This is a genomic window from Arthrobacter sp. Z1-9 (assembly GCF_054792695.1).
In genome coordinates this window covers 1,161,648-1,180,920 of record NZ_CP096456.1, presented here as the reverse complement: position 1 = coordinate 1,180,920, position 19,273 = coordinate 1,161,648, and the positions used below count along the sequence as shown (strand labels likewise).

Here is a 19,273-nt window from a genome sequence, read left to right as displayed (position 1 = left end):
TGGCCGGACGGCCTGTTCCAGCGGCGGAGACCGGATGCGACGGTGCTGCATGTAGCACCGGCGTGATTCTCGAGTATGTTCCTGCCGGCGACGCTGCCGGGCGAAGCTTTGGACACCCTTGGGCAGACCGACTAACCGTAAGGTACGCCTGCCCCTTTTCAAGGTCAAGAAGCGGTCGGAAAGGCACGCCCGCCAGCCAGCGGGCCGCCGTCGTCAATTTACGACGGCGGCCCGCTGGCCCAAGTGCCAAACTCCCCTACTGCCCCGGCGCCCGGTAGGACGGCGTCTTCTTGGCGGCTTCGTCGAGGTCTTCGACCGTCAGGAGCGGCTTCAGGCGGACGTTGACGTTGCCCGACGAATTGATCAGCAGCGACAGTGCTGCAGCACTTGCATCGTCCGGCGCCTCAAAAACACCAAGGACGTCGTAGTAGCCAAAAGCGTAGTAGAAACTCTCGAGCGTTCCTCCGACGGATTTCAGCGCCTCCGCCAGGGCGTCACGGCGCTTGGTACCACCCTCCTGCATAAGCCCCTGGATTCCTTTGCCCACGTAAGTCGCTTCAAACAGATACTTCGGCATGGCCTTTCCTTTCCCTGGATTTCCATTCCATCCGGCGCACATCACGCTTCACGCAATCAGCGCCGTCGTCACCGCGGCTGCAGGCCGCACAGAATCCTTCTCACCTGGCTCCATCGCGCGGTGCAGGAGCGGCCCAGATCCGGCCCCTCATTCCGTGGAAACGGGGTGTCTGACCCCGCTAACGCAGAAACTATGCCTCCGGCAACAGCCAGTCAATATGCGGGGGAAACCCATCTCGCGGAAGGTCTAAGCCAGCATCGGCGGAAGCGGTAAGGGCGGGCATCACCGCCAGCGCCGCCGTCGTACGTCCGGCATGGAATTGCTAGTCGTTGGGTTCGTCGGCCACTGCCTCACGATCATTCGTGCCTGGCTTGTCGTGAACCTTTTTCGGGATCTTTCCCTCAACGTCAGCGGGCACCGGAGGATCCTTCTCATCATCAGTAGACATAGGCCAAGCCTAAACTGCACCCGCTTGTCGCCGCCCGTAGGCAAACTGACGGCCACCCTTGTCATCCGGGTGACCGTCAGTTTCATGCGCCTGTCGGGGTTACCGCTCCTCTTCCCCGGCGGCAGCAGCTTTGATGGCGTCCTTCTCGGCGCGCAGGGCCTCCGCGTCGTGCTGCTCCTCGGCCTTTTCCTGGTGGATGACCGCTGCGAAGAGCTTCTCCATCTCCTTGGCCACGCCGGCAGCCGACGCAGGATTCTGGCCGGTCACCAGCCGGTCGTCAACCACAACCTTCTCCTCAAAGACATCGGCGGAGACGTGGGTTGCGCCCTGCTCCTCGAGCCGGTCTGCCAGGAAGAACGGGATGACCTTGTCCTTCCCTGCGGCGACCTCCTCGTCGTTGGTGAAGGCAGCCACCCTCCGGCCCTCAACGAGGCGAAGCCCGTTCGCCAGTTCCACGTTCAGCAGTCCCGCCGGTCCGTGGCAGACCGCGCCGACCAGGCCACCATTGTTGTAGACGCTCGCCACCAGATTCTGCAGGCCTTCGCTGTCCGGAAAGTCCCACATGGTGCCGTGCCCGCCCACGAGGTAGACGGCGTCGTACTGGTCCGGATCCACAACGTCCACCCGGGCAGTGTTGTACAGACCGGCACGCGTGGTCTCATCCTCCGTGAAGGCGACCTGGATGGGATCTTTTGGGTCCACCTCGTCGCGCGGAGGCTGGCCACCCTGGATGGACGCAAAGTCAACGAAATGCCCGGAATCCTTGAACACCTTCCAGGGATGGGCAGCCTCGGCCACGTTGTAGCCGGTCTTCTCTCCCGTATCGCCGATCTCGGAAACGCTGGTCAGTACCATGAGGATTTTCTTCATGAAGTGCTCCTTTCGTCCAACTCCCACCCTACGCGCAGCCTTAGTCGGGCCCTCCGCGTCTTGGATGGCTGTCGGGTCAGGCCGCTGAAGGTATTGGCACGGAATCTGTGGCACTGCCCCATCCGGCCAGCAGTGACGGAGTCACAATCATGCTGCCGGTGCGGGCGTGCCTCAGAGTGTCCAACATGGCTCCCAGGGCGCCGTCTTTCGGGAGGAATCCGCAGATTCCCGTGCGGGCGGCCTCACGTAGAGCTTCCTGGGACGGGTTTCCCGTCAGCATGATGATCCTGGTTTCCGGCGCCTCCGAGAGGATGCACCCGGCAGCTTCGAGTCCGGATCCGTCGGGGAGGTGCAGATCCATGATCACGACGTCGGGCGCAAGGTCCCTGAACATCGTCACCGAAGAGGCAACGGACTTCGCTGCTCCTACGCTTTGCAGGTCCGGCTCACGGTCCAGCGCCCCGGCCAACAGATCGGAAAACGTGGTGTGGTCATCAACGATCAGGATTCGCAAGCGTTCCGTTGGCTTTGTGGGCACCGCGGCAACGGGACGGCTCTCCGTGGCCGCTGCGGCAACGGGACGGCTATCCGTGACTACGGGACGAGGGCCCGCGAACTCCGCAGGCCCCGACGATGCAGTGCTTTTCAGGAGTCTTGCCTGTGCCTCCCTTAGCGCGGGAGCGGGGGTGCAGCCCAGTTCCTCATCCATGACCCTGCGGCAGCGGTCGTAAGCCCGCAAGGCTTCCGTGTTCTCGCCATTCTGCTCAAGCCCAAGGACCAACGCCGTCCAAGCCCGTTCGTTGAGCGGATCCTCCTTGGCCGCCGCCCCGCCCCAGGCAATGGCCTTGGCTGTTTCTCCCACGGCGAGTGCAATTTCCGCAGCCGCAACGCGTGTCAGGCCCACGCGCGCTGCGTGCGCGGCGCGCTCTTCCTCTGCCCACGCCGGCAGCAGCTCATCGCCAAGCAGTGGAGCGGAAGCAAGGTTTAGTGCCTCTGCCAGCAGTGCAAGGGCTTCGCGGGACTCCGCCCTGGAGGCCTGTTTGGTCAGTGTTTCGAAGCGGTCCAGGTCCAGTTGGACCAATGACCGGTCGATGGCGTAGCCGCCATTGACCGTCCGCAGGGGACCTGTTCGCCCGATGCCGGGCTGCAGGTGGCGCCGAAGGACGCTGACATAGCTTTCAAGCGTGGGCAGTGCAGCGGCCGGGTGGTTGCCGCCCCACAGCAGATCCATCAGCCGGGCCTTCGACACTGCCGAGCCGAAATTCATCAGGAGAATTACGAGGACCTGGCGGGGCTTGGGCCCGCCAAGGTCATTGGCGCCCAGCACCGCATCGCCGCGGCGGATCGTCAACGGGCCGAGAACCGAAATGTGAAGCGCCGGCGTCTGCGGCGGCACTCCGGGAACAAGGCCAGCCCGGCCGGTGTTGTTCGGCATTTCCAAGGTAATCACGGTGGTACCCCCAGGTTGTTCAGTGGTGCGTGGTTCCCATTGAAGTGGCGGGTAGGCACACGGACCACAGTGCTCAGTACTCGCTTCTTGATGTCGACTTTCCGTCGAGTACTTGCTTCAGGGCGCAGCTACGCAGAAACAGTTGAGCGGACACTCAACAAGAAAGCGGGGAAAGCGAGCTGCCCGAAAACCATTTGTGCTGGTGAGATCCTGGATCATGATCCATGCCGAAGGTTGGAAAAACCCTAGGTAGTGCCGCGGGAACTCCTCCCGGCGGGCAGCAGCCGCTTCGCTCCTTTTGAGGTCTATGAGACAAAAACCGCCTGGAAGTTACGGAACCACTACGCCCTTCGAGCACCGGTCAGGTGCCGGAGATTCGCTTATCAATCATCCGCTGCATTTCCGCCTCATCCGGACACGGATGGTTGTCGATTGGGCACTGCCGGTCCCCGGGAAGCACACCCATGCCTTCAGCGGCCTCGATGCACCCCGTGCACGCGATATCCGAGTCATGCAGCATCGGCTCTTTCTCGATGTGGCCGCAAAGGGCTCGGCTCCACGCAAGGTCCCGGCAACAAACCAGGTGATCCAGTTTCACCGCTGATGTCCCAGTCATCGCTCCCCAATGGAAATCATTCAGATATTCCTCGCCCCATTGGAAGTCATTGGTAAACGTTTGTAAACCCCGCCGTCGGCCGTGAAGTCCGAACCTGTAGCCTCCTTGCCCACGCAGTGCCACTATGTTGTGGACCAGGTTCACCCCCAGGCGCCCGTCGCGGGCAGCAAGGATGCGCGGTCATGACCTATATCCAGGACCTAAGCGATGTGGGACCAGGCGACGTTGCCGTAGCCGGCGGCAAGGCCGTTGGACTCGGCGGCGTCATCCGCGCCGGGCTGCCGGTCCCGCCCGGGTTCGTCCTGACCACCGCTGCCTATTCGCAGTTTATTGATGCCAACAACCTCACGGCGGGCATCCAGGAACTGGCCGCGCTGCCCCCGGACGCCACCCCGCAAGCTTATGAGGATGCCTCCGGGCGGATCACCGCGATGTTCCGGACCGGCACCGTGCCCGCCGAGATCGCAGCCGAGCTCGGCGCAGCCTACGGGCATCTCGGCAACAGGGAGACGGCGGTGGCGGTTCGGTCCTCCGCCACCGCCGAGGACCTCGCCTCCGCCAGCTTCGCCGGACAACAGGAAACGTCCCTGAACGTCCGCGGCATGGTGGAGCTGTCCGCGGCCGTGATCGACTGCTGGGCTTCCCTGTGGACGGCGCGCGCGATGGCCTACCGCGCCCGCGAAGGTGTGGGACCGGAGGAGGTGCGCCTCGCCGTCGTCATCCAGCAGATGGTGGAGGCCGAGGCCGCGGGTGTCATGTTCACCGCCAACCCGGCCAACGGCAGGAATGACCAGACGGTCATCAGTGCCGCGTGGGGCCTGGGCGAAGCGGTGGTCAGCGGGACGGTCACCACCGACGACGTGATGGTCGACGCCGGGACCGGTTCCGTCGTGTCGCGGCGGACAGCCGACAAAGATGTTATGACCGTCTACGCAGGGAAGGGCACCCGGGAGCAGCCGGTGGCGGCAGCCCGCCGTCATGAACCCGTGCTCGATGACCGGGCAGCCGCCGAGCTGGCCGGTTACGGGAAGCGGATCACGGACCATTTCGGGGCGCCCCAGGACATCGAGTGGGCGCGGGCCGGCGGCAAATTCTTCATCCTGCAATCCCGGCCCATCACCGCGCTGCCCGAACCGGCGGCCGACACCCCGCAGGCCTGGCCGCTGCCCCGGCCGAACGGCCTCTACTTCCGTGCAAGCATCGTGGAACAGCTGCCCGACCCGCTCTCACCGCTGTTCGCCGACATGATTGACGGCTCCGTGGCGAGGTCGCTGACGTCCCTGCTGGCCGAGGCCCTGGGCAAGAACGTCATCCGCGACGGCGACGTCGGCCTGCCCACCATCAATGGCTACGCCTACTACTATTACCGCAACTCCGGCATGTGGCGGATGATGGGCAAGGCGCTGACCGCGGTGGGCGCGCTGGCCCGCGGCAAGGCGCACATGGGCGTGGCCGGCTGGCGCGAGTTCTCCCACCCCCGGTACGAACGGGTCATCAAGGATTGGTCGGCGAGGCCTCCGGCGGAGCTCACCGGCGAGGAACTGCTCGAGGGCGTGCAGGCGCTCCTGGACGCCGGCACTGTGTACTACACAGCGGTGCAGTCGATCATCCCACTCGCCGCCACCAGCGAGCTCTCCTTCCGCGCGTTCTACGACAAGCTGGTCCGGCGCGACGGCGATCCCCCGGCCCAGACCCTCCTCCTGGGCTACGACAGCGCACCCATCCGGGCGGAAAAGTCCCTCTACGATCTGGCTGGCTGGGCCCGCAGCGACCCCGGGCTGACATCGGTTTTGCTGGAACGGCCGACGGCGGCGCTCGCCGAGTCCCAGCGCACCGGCTCCCCGCCTGCCGGTGTGGATGCCGTCCTGTGGCAGGAATGGCGTTTCGCCTTCCAGGAGCACCTGGACCTCTACGGGCACGCGGTCTACAACCTTGATTTCGCCAGCCCGGTGGCCGCCGACGACCCCTCCGCCCTGCTGGAGACGGTGAGGTTCTACCTGCGCGGGCAGGGCACCGACCCGCATGAGCGGCAGCGGCTCCTGACCGGGCGCCGGGAGTCGCTCACGAAACAGATGGCCGCCCGGCTCGGGCCGCGGCGCCGGGCCGCCTTCCTCCGGCTGCTCCGGTGGGCCCAGGACACCGCACCCATCCGCGAAGACGCGCTGGCCGACGTCGGACTGGCCTGGCCGCTGCTGCGGTGGTTGCTGCTCGAACTCGGGCAGCGGCTGGTCGGCTCCGGCGTCATCGCTGCGGCGGAGGACGTGTTCTGGCTGCACTACCAGGAACTTCGAAGCGCGGTGGAGTTTGGTCTCGCCGCTCCCGGTGCCCGCGCCGCCGTCGTCATCAGCGGAGCTGAGCGGCCCGTCCGCGCCGCCGCCGTCGAGGAACGCAGGATGCTGTGGCGGGGCCAGGTGAAAGCCGCCGCACCGCAGATGCTTCCGGAGAGCCGCTGGATGGAGCGGGCCTTCGGGTCCATGATGCCGGCCGGCTCGCAACACCAGCGCGGCGACATCATCAAAGGCGTGGGAGCCAGTGCGGGCCGGGTCAGCGCCCCTGCCCGCGTCCTCACCGGCCCGCAGGACTTCGGCACCATGGCGCCCGGAGACGTGCTGGTGGCCCGCATCACCACGCCGGCATGGACTTCGCTGTTCGCGATGGCCTCCGCCGTGGTGACCGACGTCGGCGGGCCGCTAAGCCACAGCTCCATCGTGGCCCGCGAGTACGGCATCCCTGCCGTCCTCGGCACCGGAGTGGCCACGCAGCGGCTTGCCACCGGGCAGCAGATCCTGGTGGATGGCGACGCCGGCACGGTCACCATCGAGGGGCAGGCTCCTGCCGAAGCCACGCCGGACCGGGACAGCAAGGGCAAATAGGGTGCAGCATGCTGACAATGCCGTGGTCATCGCGCTTGCTGTCGTGCTTGCTGGCTGGGGCCCTCGTCGGCGCCGTTGCCTTGACGCCAGCCGCCGCCGAAACGGCCGCGGAACCCGCCCAACCTGAGCAGACCTACGCGGCGGTGGACTCCTTCCTGCGGGAGCAGCTCGGCACCCTCGGGATTCCCGGTGCCGCAGTCGCCGTCGTCCGGGATGGCCGGCAGGTGCACTCCGCTGCTTTCGGCCGCACGGACCCCTCGGGGCGGCCGATGACGGCGCAGACGCCGGTGTTGCTCGCGTCCACCAGCAAGTCCCTGACGGCCATCGCCGTGATGCAGCAGGTGGAGGCCGGGCGGCTGCGGCTGGATGAGCCGGTGCAAACCTACCTGCCGTGGTTCACGCTGGATGACCCGCGGTCATCGGCCATCACGGTCCGGCACCTGCTCCACCAGACCAGCGGCATGTCCGCCAAGGACACGGCCTTCGAAGCATCCCTCACCCAGGAGCCGGAAGCCCTCGAAGAAGCGGTCCGCGCCCTGGCTGATTCACCTCTTGCCGGCGAGCCAGGACGGGCTTTCCACTATGCCAGCGCCAACTTCAACATCCTGGGCCTCCTGGTGCAGACCGTCGCCAACCAGCCCTTCGGGGACTACCTGAAGGAGCACGTTTTCGGGCCGCTGGAGATGCTGCACAGCCATCCGACGGCGGCTGCTGCCCGGGAGGACGGCGCGGCGGCTGGGTATTCGCGCTGGTTCAGCTCGTTCTGGCTGCGGACCGACGTCCCGGCACCCGCTGCCGGAATGCCGTCCAGCACCATGTACGCCTCGGCGGAGGACCTGGGCAACGAACTGACCGCACTGCTGAACGGGGGCCGGCATGGCGATGCCCGGATCCTGAAGCCGGAAAGCGTTGCGGCGATGTTCGAGCCGCGGACTTCGGTGGACCAGACGAAGGGCTACGCCATGGGCTGGTACACCCGGCCGCTCGACGAGTCCGTTGATCCCGCAGCCCAGCCAGCGCCGGCAGAGGGGTTGCCGCTGCTGCTGGAGCACCAGGGGGAATGGGGCAACAGCCACACCTACCTGGCCATGGTTCCGGAGTCCGGCCTCGGCGTCGCCCTGGTAATCAACGGCAACGACACCGCCGCCCCGTCCCGGCTCAAAGCTATCGATACCAACATCCTGCGGATCCTCCACGGGCACTCCCCTGTCCCCGCCGTCGTTTTCGAGGACTGGCTGCAGCAGTTCAGCTGGGCGGTCTCACTTGCCCTGCTGCTGGTGGAGCTGCTGAGTATGTGGCTGGCTCTTTCGGTCCTGCTCCACGGACGGTTCACAGCGGGCAAGCGCTGGGCTCCCGTGGCCTGCGCCGCGGCCGCCCTGGCGCTCGACGCCTTCGCCCTGTGGCTGTGCCTCATCTACGCACCCGCTAAGTTCGACACCGACCTGCTGGTCATCATCCGTCAGTTTCCCGACGTCGGCGTCTCGCTGGTGCCGGTGCTCGGGCTGGCTACCGTCTGGTCCATCCCGCGGACGGTGTGGCTGCTCATCCTGATGTTGCGGCGAAGACCGTGAGCGCCCCTGGTGGGCCGGCTACTCCCCCATACCGGGATGCACGGGAACATAATCGATCTTGTTGCCGGAGTTCGTCCGGCCCGCAGTCGTCCTGGAATAACCCTTCGCATCGAGGCCGTTTTTCGCTCGGAATTCCGCGAGCGCTGCATCGTAGGCGTTGTTGAGGGTTTGGCCGGAGAACTCACCGGTGCTGCCGTCGGTGAAAGAGATCCTGATGCGGACACCGTTGGGGTAGTGCCGGTTCATAAGGATAAAGCCATCTGCGTCCTGCTGGAGGGTAATCAAGGGAATCTGCTTTCGTAGGGGCCAGACTCCAGTCTGGCGTAGATTGCCCGGGTTCCTCTCCTAGTGCCCCCGCACCTGGCCGGATCCGTCCGGCGTGCCCGGCGCAGACCTTGGTTCCTTCACGTCCTGCACCACCTCATTGCGGCGGAGGAACCACGGCTTGAACGGCGGATCAAAGCGGGCGAACCGCGGTGCCCCCACGGGCTCCAGCCCGGCGACGGTCAGCCCGGCGCGGAGTGCACTGGTACGCCGTTCAAAAGCTGCCTGCGAACCGCTGCCCCGGAAGCGAAGCGCCGCGGCAAGGGAGCCCGGGACCTCCCGGATCTTCACCCGGGGGTCGGTCGGGACCGGGGCTGTCTCCGCCGTCAGGCCCGCAGGGAGCACAAAGGCCACCACGAACCCGGAGGTTCCATCACTTCCCGGCAACGGCCCGCTCTGGAGCACCGGCGCGGTCATCGCCAGCTTCTGCGATGACCCTGCGGCCTGGATGACGGGGGCCGTCATGGCCAGCTTCTGACGGGACACGTTGCTGCCGCTGATGTAGTTGAACAGGTGCCGGAAGGCCGCATTTCCGGCACGATCGAAGGACGCATCAACCTGTATTTCGGCAACAACATGCGCGGGGTAGCGGCGCAGCTCGAAGTGTGGATAGCGGTGGACCAGCTCGTGGGGTTGCTGTTCGGTCATAGTGCTTCAGACCCTACGCCCCTCCGGTGGGAGTGGACAGGGTCCGGCAAGCGAAACGCACGCCAAGGGCGCGCAGCCGTCCAGGAAAAACGTAGTTGGCTTTGGCTGCTTCGTTGTGACAAGCCCTGCACGGAAGCGTCCGGTTCACCCGGTAAACTTATTGGAGGAATTGTTCGGCCAGCAGCGCCCGGTTCCACTCCCCTCCCCCTTGAATGGAACATCCCTTAATGTCCTCCGCGATTTCCGCGCCGGCGCCCCAGCGTTTCCCGCTGGCCGCCATGATGGTCCTGGCCACCATCGCCTTCACCGCCATCACCACTGAACTGCTTCCGTCCGGCCTGCTCCCCCAGATCAGTACCGGCCTGAATGTGTCCGAGCCGGTGGCGGGCTACCTCGCCGCGGCGTATGCCGCCGTCATTGTGGTCACCGTGGTGCCCGCGGCGCGGCTGCTGGCCAACGTACCGAAGCGACCACTGCTGGTGGCACTGGTCCTGACGTTCGCGCTCAGCAATGCCTTGGTAGGGCTCGCGCCCGATTTCACGTTCGCGATGGTGGCGCGGCTGGTGGGCGGGCTGGCGCACGGGCTGCTCTGGACCACGATGGCCCCCTACGTCGCGCGTGTGGTCCCGGCCGACAAGGTGGGCAAGGCCCTGGCCATCGTCTTCAGCGGCAACAGCCTGGGCCTGGCCATTGGTGCTCCGATCGGCACCGCCCTGGGCACAGTGCTCGGCTGGCGTGCGGCGTTCCTGGCCCTCGCCGGATTCGGCGTGCTCCTGGCGGTTCTGGGCTTTTTGTTCCTCCCGTCCGTGCGGCGCAGCGCCGGCGAGGTCCGCCCGTCAATGCGCGCGGCCATCGCCCAGCCCGGCGTGAAGCCCGTGGCCATCGCCTGGCCGCTGCTGGTGCTGGCCCACTTCGCACTCTTCACCTACATCGCCCCGTACATCCGTGAGGCCGGCCTGCCCGACTACGCCATCAGCCTCTCCCTGACCGTCCTCGGCGTCTCCGGCCTGCTGGGTATCTGGATCGCCGGGCTCACCGTGGATTCGCACCCGCGCCGTTCGTTGCTGATCACGACGGCGGCAATCGCCGTTTCGATGCTGGCGTTGCCTTTCGTGGGTGGCAGCCTTCCCCTCGCCCTGGCTTTGATGACTGTTTGGGGCGCCGGGCTGGGTGCCATCGGCATCTACAACCAGTCCGCCATCCTTCGCGCCGGCCGCGAGAACAAGGACGCTGCCAACGGGCTCACGGTCCTGACCATCCAGCTGGGCATCACCATCGGTGCCCTCTACGGCTCGGCCGCCCTGGTGGTGGCGGGTCCGCTGCTGGTTCCCGCCGCGGCCGCACTCCCGGTTATCGCTGCCCTGGTCATCACCTATGCCGGCCGGAAGGCGGCATATCCTCCGGGCCCCAGGGAGTCGACGTGGAAGCGGCCCCGCCCGGTGGGCGAGCGCGAGAACACGCACTAACGGCGAAATAGTTCCGCGTCACTCCAGCCGCGCTCAGCACGCCTGATTCAGCGCGTTCACCGCGGATTCTGCCATCCTGTGTGACTGCGGGTCATCGAAGCCGACCAGGCCCGGCTTGGGTGCGCGGGCCACTGCCATGGCCACCTGGCGCGATCCGTCGGCGCTGATCAGCGCAAGCGCAGCGTAGCCACGCACCACTCCGACATGGCCGAAGTAGTCGTTGTTGGAACAGGAGTCGTAGCGGCGGACAACCCCGAGCCCGAACTGCTCGTACTTGGGATGATGCATTTCCCCCACGCTTTGAGGTGTCACCAACGTCCCTTTCTGGAGCGCGGCGAAGAAGGTGTTGAGTTCGGGAACAGTGGAGATCATTCCGGTGTCCGGGGAACCGCTGTGAAATGGAGCCAGGGCGTTATCCACCAGCTCCCCGCTTTCCGCCAACGAGTACCCGTGCACCAGGTTCTGCGGACCCGGCTCGCCGCCCGTCATGAAGGTGCCCTGCAGCCCCAATGGCTTTATGGTGTCCGCACGAATAACCGCTCCGATGTCCTGGCCGCGCAGTTTCTCCAGGAGCAAGGCCAGGGCGGAGTAGTTGGTGTTGGAGTAGCTGAAGAGGCTGCCCGATCCCCCGGTCCACGGATCGGCTGCGGCGACGGCCAGACGTTCCTTGTGACTGCGCTTGTCATCCCCGGGATCGCCAACCTTGAGGAGGCTTTCCCGGTAGTCCGGCATGCCGGAGCGGTGGCTGAGCAGGCTGCGGATGGTGATGGGTCCCGGCGGCTTGATGATGCGCGCGAAGTCCGGCAGGTGCTGCTGAATGGGGTCGTGCAGCTGGATCTTCCCTTCCTCCACCAGCTTCATGACGGACACCGCCACCATGGTCATGGTGATGTCGCCAACGTGCGTTTGATCGTTCAGCTGCACGGGCTCGTTGGTTTCCAGGTTCCGGACTCCCTCCGCCGATGACCACTCGCCCAGCCGGGACTTCATCTGGATCACGACGGCGGTGGCTCCCCCAGCGCGCACGTCCTCACTGTACTTCTTGAGCACGGCTACGAAGGGCGGGGCAGTTGCTGGAGCAGAGGGAGTGACGGTCGCAGGTGCCGATGTCACTGTTGCGATCGGCTGCTCCGGCGGGTCGGCCGCACTGGTGCAGCCTTCAACGCCGAACAACACCAGCGCCGCGGCGGCCGCGGCCGCACTGCGAAACGGGGCCAGACGTCCTGCCTGCATCTCAAATCCCTTCGAGACGCCGTACCACAGCTGGACTCCCGGGAGACCGCCAGTTGCACCGGCACCTCCGATGTTCCTCAGCGCTCGAAAGGGTGTCAAGACTCGGGCGAAGCCCCAAGGTGAACGGGCGGAGCGTGCCCCAGGATGATGCTTACGAGGTTACGGACGCAGCTATTTACGCTTTTTCCAGTGGGGATCTAGATATCCGGCTAGAGTTACGCAAAGCTTAGACCCCAGAATTAGCCACAGTAACAAAGACGCGTAACAGAACCCCTATACCTATATCCGTGGAATGCGCAAAACCCCCTGTGCCTAGGAATTTGAATTGAGCGGTAGCCCTATCCCTAACTGATGGACGGCAAGATAATCCCGCTACTTACGGAGAGCGGATAAACCGTGCGGAGAAAAGGAAGTACAAGCTACTCGTGACACTTCCTTGGGGCGAACCATACGCTCGCTGATACCGCAAGGACTTCCACTGACATAGATCCGAGGGCACCGTTATGCGTCTGCTACGCCTTTTAATTGCTCTGCTACTCGCCGCGGCCGGGGTTGTCGCGATCCCTGTCGCCGCCCAGGCCGCTGATGTCGGAACGCCTGGGCCATCATATGCAGGCGCCGGCGTTGAAACCCCGACTGCAGACAAGGCCCAGAGCAAGCTCTGGTACCAGGATGGGACCTGGTGGGGGCTGATGTGGAGTGCTTCCGCAAATGCGACGAAGATCCATAAGCTCGACGGCGCAACGCAGGCGTGGCAGGAGACGGCAACGGTTGTTGACGCAAGGCGTACTGCGCGCGGCGACGCGCTCTGGGACGCAACAACCGGCAAGCTCTACGTCGTGTCGGGCACCACTGTGCTCTCGGAGTGGACCACGCCTCCAACCGAGGCCGCGGTGACCGCCGGGTCTGCAGCGCTTCACCGCTTCAGCTACGACGCGACCACGAAGACCTACTCACGGGACGCCGGATTCCCTGTCACCCTGCACAGGGGGAGCACGGAATCGATTACAGTGGCCAAAGACTCCCTCGGTAAGCTATGGGTCACCTACACTGTCGTCTCGAGCGACCTCACCAACCGTGTCTACGTCAACCACTCGACGACGAGCGACACAGCGTGGGGGACACCATTCGTCCTACCGACACCCAATTCGGCGGTGCACCACGACGATATCTCCGCAGTCGCGTCGTTCCAGGGCGACAAGATCGCAATCATGTGGAGCAATCAGCGGGTTGGGCATAAGAGGTTTTACCTGGCCACCCACCAGGACGGCCAGCCAGAGCAGTCGTGGCAGACGGAAGTTGCCTACGGGGGAGGAAACAACTGCAGCGGGGGATGCGCGAACGACCATCTAAACCTCAGGCAATTGACAAGCGACGGCAGCGGCCGCCTCTACGCAGCGATCAAGACAGCCAAGCAGGGCGCCGGTCTAACGTTTGTGTCCCTCCTGGTGCGCGATGCTAATGGCCTATGGACCAGCACGCAGTACGGCACTGTCGAGGACGCCCACACCCGGCCCATGGTCATGATCGACGAGGAGCACCGTCAGCTCTACATGTTCGCGGTCGCGCCGGAGGCGGGCGGCACCCTCTATTACAAGAAGTCGCCGCTGGACAACGTTTCCTTCGCGCCCGGCCCCGGTACGGCCATCATCAGCAGTAGTACCGACAAGGACATCAACGACCCCACATCAACGAAACAAAACGTCAACGGTCAGACCGGTCTGGTGGTGCTGACCGCCTCGCGGACCAACGCCCGGTACTGGCACGCCCGCCTGGATCTTGGCACGGGCACACCTCCACCACCTGGTGGCGGTACGACCCAGACGGTCACTGTTGACGCACTTGAGGACAGCTATGTCTCCGGCCGTGCCGCCACGACCGACAACGGCTCGGCCACGGCGCTGGGGGTCGACGGCAGCCCCGCCGAGGTCAGCTATCTGAAGTTCGACCTTGGGACTCTCGCGGGTAGGACCATTACGGAGGCAAAGCTGCAGCTCCAGGCAACCAATGGCTCGACGGGAAACCAGAGAGTCAAGCTGGTCCCGGACGACCTCTGGAACGAGAACGCTATTCGCTTCACCACTCGCCCGCTACCCGGAGCAACCCCGATAGGGACCTTGACTGGTGCAACCAGCGCCGCTACCTACAGCGTCACCCTCGACAAGAGCGCATTGCAGGCGGAACTGGGCCAGAGCCTGTCGCTGGCGATGGACTCCTCCAGCGGCGACGGGTTGGACTTCGCTTCCAGCGAGGCCACTAACACCGCCGACAGGCCCAAACTCATCCTCACCCTGACCACCCCCTAGGGGAGCGTGACAATGTGAACCGGTCCCCAAGAGGTGGACTGGCCACATAAGATCAGAGCCGCGAGGGCCTGGGTCCGGTATTGCACCGGACCCAGGTCCTCGAGCTTTGTCGGGATCAGGGCCGTAGTGCGCATCCAGGCATCGTTAGAAGTATTTCCTGCTGTCGTGCTGAGGTGGACGCCTGCCCTAATTGTGCTGACCGCGCTGCCGTTCTGAACGGGCAGCCCGCTTCGTTGACAGTGATCAGGGGCGGATGTGCAAGGGTCGAGGACGGGGAGATCACCTCTCACCAGTTCTACTTTGATCAAGTGGAGTTCTTGGCACAGCTCGGACTGATGCGAGAGTTGTCTTCGCACTAGGGATGGTTGGCCTGCCGCCCTATCTAACAAGCCGTGGATACCTTCAAGGGAAGGTACCCACGGCTTGGTCATGCGCCCCTATTCGCAGGCAGCTCCAGCTGGTAGCCGTACGGAAAGTGAAGCGTGCGCACGCTGGCGAGCGCCGGCGTCGTACGTTCCTTCAGTCAGGCGCCTTGATGCCTTTGACCCGGTGCTAGGTGCGCTGGGCGAGGTTGAGGATGTTCCCCTCACTGTCCAGGAACCAGGCGGCCTTTCCCCAGTCGTCCGTGGCAAGGCCGTTCTCCGTCTTCAAGCCGGGCTGGTCGTAATCCTCAAACACGACGCCGCGGCCCCGCAGTTCCTCCATGTCGCGTTCGATGTTGTCCGATTCCCAGCCCATCTGGGTGTGCTTTGCCGTCCCTGCGTTGTCTGTCTGATAGATGAGGAAGCTCGTTCCATTGCCGCAGCGGTACAGCAGGCTGTACTCCTCCATGGCCTCCGAACTCTCCAAACCCAGCTTGTCCCGATAAAACTCTTTCGCCCGGTTGATATCCTTTGCGGGAAGGACAGCCATAATTGCTGAGTCCTTGAGCATGATGAATTCCTTTGTGCATTGTTCGCGTTGGCGGGGCCGCTCTCCCCCTCTCACGGTCCCGGAGTATCCCTGCTCCGAGGCCGCGTGGCCGCCCGTTCCGCCATGACCGGGCCAGCCACCTGGGATCCTGCTGCGCCCCCCAGCAATCATCGCCGCAGGGGTCCCCGACGCCTACGTGGCCATTATGGAACTGAATTCCCTGGACGGAAATAGGTAATTCAATCTTTCCTATGCCCGCTTCAAGCCCTTGGCGTACGCGGCCTGCCCCACATGCTGCAGGCAGTCCGCGATGGTGCTAATTAGGCGGACGCCGAGGGTGACCGGCGGGTCCCAGCGGGTGTCGATGACACGGTCCAAATCCTCATCGCCGAGGGTCTGCACAAACTCCACTGTTTGCCGGTGCACAGCGTCGTAGTAGTCAAGGAGCAGCTCCGGCGGCGCCTGTACGGCGTCCACTTGGTGGCTCGAATGGCCGTAGCCGGTGTCGTTCCGGGAGAGCGGCAGATCGAAGCGGCCCGCGAAGCCCTGCGCCGTCCACACCTGTTCCAGTCCCCCTGCGTCCGCCACCTGCACATCTTCCACCCGGGCCAGGTGCCAGATCAGCCACGCGATCGAGTTCCCCGTGCCACCCGGCCGCCTGACCAGGGCGTCGTCGCCGAGCCGTTCCAGCGTGGCCTCGACCGTTTCCCTGATCCTGCTGAAGGAGTCCAGCAGCAGTTCGTTGGATTTCATTGGCTCCCCTCTTAGGTTCGGGCCGGCGTGGACGGCAGATTCGCGGTGATGCTGTCGAGACTACTTCTCCTGCAGGACGGACAGCACATTTCCCGAGGGATCCTTGAACCAGGCGATGTAGGGGCCCTCATCACGAAAAATGCCCTTTTCGTCCTGGGACAGTCCGTCATACCGCTCGAAGCGCACGCCCCGCGCGGCCAAAGCGGAGACCACCGCCTCGATGTCGTCTACTTCAAAGTTGAGGATAGTGAAACTCGCGGGGACGGCATCGGTCTGTTCGTACACGAGGGTGTCCCTGCCGCCGGCGAGGTGCAGCCACATCAGGCCGTATTCCTCCGTGGTTTTCAGGCCGAGGGTGTCAGCGTAGAACTGCCGCGCCGCGCCAAGATCCCGGACGGCGAGACCGCTGTACGCCCTGCTGTTCGTGAGCATCTGGAACCCCTTTCAGCCCCCAGCCGGCAGGTGAAAGGCAGACGCTTGGAAGGACTGCCCCGGGTGATCGACCCGGCTTGCCGCCACAGCCTCCGGCTACGGCTGCTGGCCGCCGGTTTCCTCGTCGGACTTGTCGCGGGCCTCCCGCAGATGCTGGTCCAACTTAGCCTCTGCGTCCCTTCGGCGGTAGCCGATGGACCGGGCCTGTTCAGCGGTGGGATGGCGGTGCTCCCGCTCCCACGCATGGTCGTTTACCCCGGTTACAGGCACAGCGGCCTCGTCCGGTTTGTTGTTTTCACCCATACCGGATGGTCTCACACACCATGGTGCGGGAACAGGCCAAGACGTCCTGTGAAGCATGGATCGCCCCTTCCCCTCGCGGCCGGATCGAGGAACCATAAGGCTTGAAGAAGGAGTTCGCTGATGAGCTACGAGAAGGACCCCCGCGTTGATCAGTACATCGCCGCGCTTCCGCCCTGGCAGCAGGACATTTGCCGGCAGGTGCGGGATCTGGTGCACGCCGCTGATCCCGCCGTCGAGGAAACCATCAAACGCACGGTCCAGCCGTACTTCGTCCTGCAGGGCAACATCTGCGCGCTGCTCGCGGCGAAGGACCACGTGAACGTGTTCCTGTACGACGGCGGTATCACCCCGGACCCGCACAACATCATCACCGCGGGCCACGGCAACAAGACCGGCCGGATGATTTCGTATTACGAGGGCGGGACCGTCAAAGAGGAAGCCCTCGTGGAGATGTTCCGTGCGATCATCGCCAACAACCGGGCAGGCGGCTGGCGGAAGATCAAGGCCGGGCAGTAGCAAAATCCATGCTTCAGCCTTATCCAAATGGCCTGCAAGCTATTCGTCCGTAAGGAAAGCGCCCTTCGTGCTGTGTGGTGACGGAAGTCAATCTCCTAAGCCTTGCCCTTCTTTCGGCATGACAGCATACTTATTAGCAGGACTAATTAGCATTGCTAAGCATCTTCAGGAGGCGCAACGCGAGCGTGACCACCACCAACACTGAGAATAGCGAAACTACAGGCCCCGCCAGCCCCGACAGCCTGGCCATAGACCTCCGCACGGCCGTGATGCGCACATCCCGCCGGCTCCGCGTTGAGGCAACGGGCGACGTCATCACCCCGGGCCAATACACAGTGCTGGCCCAATTGAACGGCAACGGGGCGCAGACCCTCCGCACCCTCGCCGAGCGGGAGCATGTGCAGGCCCCGTCCATGACCCGGATCGTCAACGCCCTCGCCGACCAAGGGTTTGTGTCCAGGGCCGCTAATCCCGACGACGGGCGGCAGGTCCACGTGGACATCACCGACGCCGGCCGGGCCGTCCTGGCGGAGGCACGGAACCAGCGGACAGCATGGCTGGCCCAGCGCGTGGCCGGATTGAGCGAAGAGGACCGGCTGGTCCTGAGCCGCGCCGCACACATCATGCAGGAAATGAGCGGCAAATGAGTGCCATGTTCCGGGCGCTGGAAAACCGCAACTACCGGATCTGGGCCGGCGGTGCGCTGGTGTCCAACGTGGGCACCTGGATGCAGCGGGTGGCCCAGGACTGGCTGGTCCTGACCGTCCTCACCAACCATGACGGCGCCGCCGTCGGCATCACCACCGCCCTGCAGTTCCTTCCCATGCTGCTGCTTGGCCCCTACGGCGGGGTGCTGGCGGACCGCTACCGCAAACGGGTAATCCTGCTGTGGACGCAGGTGGCCATGGGCATGACCGGACTGGCACTGGGCCTGCTGGTGGTCACCGGCACCGCCCAACTGTGGCACGCCTACCTGGCCGCCCTCTGCCTCGGCATCGCCAGCGCCATCGACGCCCCCGCCCGCCAGTCCTTTGTCTCCGAACTTGTGGGGCAGGACAACATCTCCAACGCAGTGGCACTGAACTCTGCATCGTTCAACACCGCCCGGCTCACCGGCCCCGCCGTGGCCGGCGTGCTGATCGCCTGGGCGGGTACCGGCCCTGTCTTCCTGCTCAACGCTGCCAGCTACGCCGCCGTCATCATCTCGCTGTTCCTGATCCGCACCTCGGAGCTTGCCCCGGCCGCCCAGGCAGGGCGCGGCAAGCACCAGGTGGCCGAAGGAATCCGCTACGTCCGCCAGAGGCCGGACCTCGTGTTGATTATGGTCCTGGTGGGCATCCTCGGCGCTTTCGGCATGAACTTTCCCATCATCAACGCCCTGATGACCACCACCGAGTTCGGCGTCGGCCCCAGCGAATTCGGGCTCCTCGGCTCCATCATGGCGGTGGGCACCCTGGCCGGAGCGCTGCTGGCGGCCCGCCGGGCCGGCCCGCGGCTGCGGTACCTGCTGGGCGGCGCGCTCGGGCTCGGGTTCTTCACGCTCCTTGGCAGCGTGTCGCCGTCGTTCTGGCTGTATGCCGCTGTACTGATACCCGTTGGCCTGGCGTCCATCACCTTCCTGAACAGCTGCAACACCAGCATCCAGCTCTCGGTGGAGCCCCAGTTCCGGGGGCGCGTCCTGGCCCTGTACCTGGCGGTCCTGCAGGGCGGAACCGCCGTGGGGGCGCCGCTCATGGGCTGGATCGGGTCGGAGTTCGGGGCACGCTGGTCCGTGGCTGCCGGAGGTGCCGTCGTTTTGGTAACCGCCCTGTTCGCCGTGATCGTGGTCAGCCGGCGGAAGCGGCTAAGTTTCCGCGACAATTTGCGGATCGTGTTCCGCAGGCGGCGCGAGCCGGCTGTCTAAACCGGCCCGCCTGGTAGCGCCACGCGCCCGAGACGCGCCTCCGCGCAAGGAGGCAGCGCCGTCGTCAGCTCT

18 protein-coding genes are annotated in these 19,273 nt (G+C 65.0%); 7 read left to right on the top strand and 11 right to left on the bottom strand.

Annotated elements, in window-relative coordinates:
• Positions 1-256 precede the first annotated feature (256 nt).
• From M1D93_RS05485 to M1D93_RS05470, 4 genes are all read right to left on the bottom strand, one after another.
• Positions 257-577 carry a GYD domain-containing protein gene (locus M1D93_RS05485; protein ID WP_256246148.1) on the bottom strand — a complete coding sequence of 107 codons (321 nt, stop codon included), beginning with the start codon at positions 575-577 and terminating at the stop codon, positions 257-259.
• 322 nt (positions 578-899) lie between these two features.
• Positions 900-1,025 (bottom strand): hypothetical protein, encoded by a 126-nt coding sequence (locus M1D93_RS05480; protein WP_461174144.1) that lies wholly within the window; start codon positions 1,023-1,025, stop codon positions 900-902.
• A 99-nt stretch (positions 1,026-1,124) separates the two neighbouring features.
• Positions 1,125-1,895 (bottom strand): type 1 glutamine amidotransferase domain-containing protein, encoded by a 771-nt coding sequence (locus M1D93_RS05475; RefSeq protein ID WP_461174143.1) that lies wholly within the window; start codon positions 1,893-1,895, stop codon positions 1,125-1,127.
• A gap of 76 nt (positions 1,896-1,971) precedes the next feature.
• Complete coding sequence (locus tag M1D93_RS05470) at positions 1,972-3,345, bottom strand: BTAD domain-containing putative transcriptional regulator (RefSeq protein WP_461174142.1); 1,374 nt, start codon at positions 3,343-3,345, stop codon at positions 1,972-1,974.
• Positions 3,346-4,143: 798 nt separating this feature from the next.
• Here M1D93_RS05470 and M1D93_RS05465 point away from each other — a divergent pair.
• Positions 4,144-6,834: a PEP/pyruvate-binding domain-containing protein gene (locus M1D93_RS05465; RefSeq protein ID WP_461174141.1), complete on the top strand. Its 2,691-nt coding sequence runs from the start codon at positions 4,144-4,146 to the stop codon at positions 6,832-6,834.
• Between the two features lie 8 nt (positions 6,835-6,842).
• Complete coding sequence (locus M1D93_RS05460; RefSeq protein ID WP_461174140.1) at positions 6,843-8,405, top strand: serine hydrolase domain-containing protein; 1,563 nt, start codon at positions 6,843-6,845, stop codon at positions 8,403-8,405.
• A gap of 18 nt (positions 8,406-8,423) precedes the next feature.
• On the opposite strand, the gene M1D93_RS05455 is transcribed toward M1D93_RS05460, so the two are convergent.
• Positions 8,424-8,690, bottom strand: a complete 267-nt coding sequence (locus M1D93_RS05455; RefSeq protein WP_461174139.1) for a hypothetical protein — start codon at positions 8,688-8,690, stop codon at positions 8,424-8,426.
• Positions 8,691-8,750: 60 nt separating this feature from the next.
• The gene (locus tag M1D93_RS05450; RefSeq protein ID WP_461174138.1) at positions 8,751-9,377 is read right to left on the bottom strand and encodes an SOUL family heme-binding protein; all 627 of its coding nucleotides are present in this window, start codon (positions 9,375-9,377) and stop codon (positions 8,751-8,753) included.
• 227 nt (positions 9,378-9,604) lie between these two features.
• Here M1D93_RS05450 and M1D93_RS05445 point away from each other — a divergent pair, with 227 nt between their 5' ends.
• A complete protein-coding gene (locus M1D93_RS05445) occupies positions 9,605-10,843 on the top strand; it encodes an MFS transporter (protein WP_461174137.1) in 1,239 nt (412 codons plus the stop codon).
• A 33-nt stretch (positions 10,844-10,876) separates the two neighbouring features.
• Here M1D93_RS05445 and M1D93_RS05440 read toward each other — a convergent pair whose 3' ends face one another.
• Positions 10,877-12,076, bottom strand: coding sequence for a serine hydrolase domain-containing protein (locus M1D93_RS05440; RefSeq protein ID WP_461174136.1), 1,200 nt, complete (start codon positions 12,074-12,076; stop codon positions 10,877-10,879).
• A 692-nt stretch (positions 12,077-12,768) separates the two neighbouring features.
• Between M1D93_RS05440 and M1D93_RS05435 the strand changes: the two genes are divergently transcribed.
• A complete protein-coding gene (locus M1D93_RS05435; RefSeq protein WP_461174135.1) occupies positions 12,769-14,382 on the top strand; it encodes a CBM96 family carbohydrate-binding protein in 1,614 nt (537 codons plus the stop codon).
• A 552-nt stretch (positions 14,383-14,934) separates the two neighbouring features.
• Here the strand turns inward: M1D93_RS05435 and M1D93_RS05430 are convergent.
• The 4 genes from M1D93_RS05430 to M1D93_RS05415 all read right to left on the bottom strand — a co-directional run bounded on the left by M1D93_RS05430 (position 14,935) and on the right by M1D93_RS05415 (position 16,782).
• The gene (locus M1D93_RS05430; RefSeq protein WP_461174134.1) at positions 14,935-15,315 is read right to left on the bottom strand and encodes a VOC family protein; all 381 of its coding nucleotides are present in this window, start codon (positions 15,313-15,315) and stop codon (positions 14,935-14,937) included.
• Positions 15,316-15,543: 228 nt separating this feature from the next.
• Positions 15,544-16,047, bottom strand: coding sequence for a mycothiol transferase (locus M1D93_RS05425; RefSeq protein WP_461174133.1), 504 nt, complete (start codon positions 16,045-16,047; stop codon positions 15,544-15,546).
• Between the two features lie 60 nt (positions 16,048-16,107).
• Entirely contained in the window at positions 16,108-16,479 is a 372-nt protein-coding gene (locus M1D93_RS05420) for a VOC family protein (protein WP_461174132.1), read from the bottom strand.
• Between the two features lie 96 nt (positions 16,480-16,575).
• Positions 16,576-16,782 carry a hypothetical protein gene (locus M1D93_RS05415; protein WP_461174131.1) on the bottom strand — a complete coding sequence of 69 codons (207 nt, stop codon included), beginning with the start codon at positions 16,780-16,782 and terminating at the stop codon, positions 16,576-16,578.
• Positions 16,783-16,902: 120 nt separating this feature from the next.
• On the opposite strand from M1D93_RS05415, the gene M1D93_RS05410 reads away from it, so the two are divergent.
• The 3 genes from M1D93_RS05410 to M1D93_RS05400 all read left to right on the top strand — a co-directional run bounded on the left by M1D93_RS05410 (position 16,903) and on the right by M1D93_RS05400 (position 19,201).
• Positions 16,903-17,298: a DUF1801 domain-containing protein gene (locus M1D93_RS05410; protein WP_461174130.1), complete on the top strand. Its 396-nt coding sequence runs from the start codon at positions 16,903-16,905 to the stop codon at positions 17,296-17,298.
• A gap of 185 nt (positions 17,299-17,483) precedes the next feature.
• Complete coding sequence (locus M1D93_RS05405) at positions 17,484-17,945, top strand: MarR family winged helix-turn-helix transcriptional regulator (RefSeq protein WP_461174129.1); 462 nt, start codon at positions 17,484-17,486, stop codon at positions 17,943-17,945.
• Positions 17,942-19,201, top strand: a complete 1,260-nt coding sequence (locus tag M1D93_RS05400) for an MFS transporter (RefSeq protein ID WP_461174128.1) — start codon at positions 17,942-17,944, stop codon at positions 19,199-19,201. The genes M1D93_RS05405 and M1D93_RS05400 overlap by 4 nt, the downstream gene beginning before the upstream one ends.
• Positions 19,202-19,273: the final 72 nt, after the last annotated feature.

What these genes read in the sequence shown, in the direction of transcription:
- M1D93_RS05485 (WP_256246148.1), bottom strand. Translation starts at nt 577, where the DNA reads ATGCCGAAGTATCTGTTTGAAGCGACTTACGTGGGCAAAGGAATCCAG.
- M1D93_RS05480 (WP_461174144.1), bottom strand. Translation starts at nt 1,025, where the DNA reads ATGTCTACTGATGATGAGAAGGATCCTCCGGTGCCCGCTGACGTTGAG.
- M1D93_RS05475 (WP_461174143.1), bottom strand. Translation starts at nt 1,895, where the DNA reads ATGAAGAAAATCCTCATGGTACTGACCAGCGTTTCCGAGATCGGCGAT.
- M1D93_RS05465 (WP_461174141.1), top strand. Translation starts at nt 4,144, where the DNA reads ATGACCTATATCCAGGACCTAAGCGATGTGGGACCAGGCGACGTTGCC.
- M1D93_RS05460 (WP_461174140.1), top strand. Translation starts at nt 6,843, where the DNA reads ATGCTGACAATGCCGTGGTCATCGCGCTTGCTGTCGTGCTTGCTGGCT.
- M1D93_RS05450 (WP_461174138.1), bottom strand. Translation starts at nt 9,377, where the DNA reads ATGACCGAACAGCAACCCCACGAGCTGGTCCACCGCTATCCACACTTC.
- M1D93_RS05445 (WP_461174137.1), top strand. Translation starts at nt 9,605, where the DNA reads ATGTCCTCCGCGATTTCCGCGCCGGCGCCCCAGCGTTTCCCGCTGGCC.
- M1D93_RS05440 (WP_461174136.1), bottom strand. Translation starts at nt 12,076, where the DNA reads ATGCAGGCAGGACGTCTGGCCCCGTTTCGCAGTGCGGCCGCGGCCGCC.
- M1D93_RS05435 (WP_461174135.1), top strand. Translation starts at nt 12,769, where the DNA reads ATGTGGAGTGCTTCCGCAAATGCGACGAAGATCCATAAGCTCGACGGC.
- M1D93_RS05430 (WP_461174134.1), bottom strand. Translation starts at nt 15,315, where the DNA reads ATGCTCAAGGACTCAGCAATTATGGCTGTCCTTCCCGCAAAGGATATC.
- M1D93_RS05425 (WP_461174133.1), bottom strand. Translation starts at nt 16,047, where the DNA reads ATGAAATCCAACGAACTGCTGCTGGACTCCTTCAGCAGGATCAGGGAA.
- M1D93_RS05420 (WP_461174132.1), bottom strand. Translation starts at nt 16,479, where the DNA reads ATGCTCACGAACAGCAGGGCGTACAGCGGTCTCGCCGTCCGGGATCTT.
- M1D93_RS05415 (WP_461174131.1), bottom strand. Translation starts at nt 16,782, where the DNA reads ATGGGTGAAAACAACAAACCGGACGAGGCCGCTGTGCCTGTAACCGGG.
- M1D93_RS05410 (WP_461174130.1), top strand. Translation starts at nt 16,903, where the DNA reads ATGAGCTACGAGAAGGACCCCCGCGTTGATCAGTACATCGCCGCGCTT.
- M1D93_RS05400 (WP_461174128.1), top strand. Translation starts at nt 17,942, where the DNA reads ATGAGTGCCATGTTCCGGGCGCTGGAAAACCGCAACTACCGGATCTGG.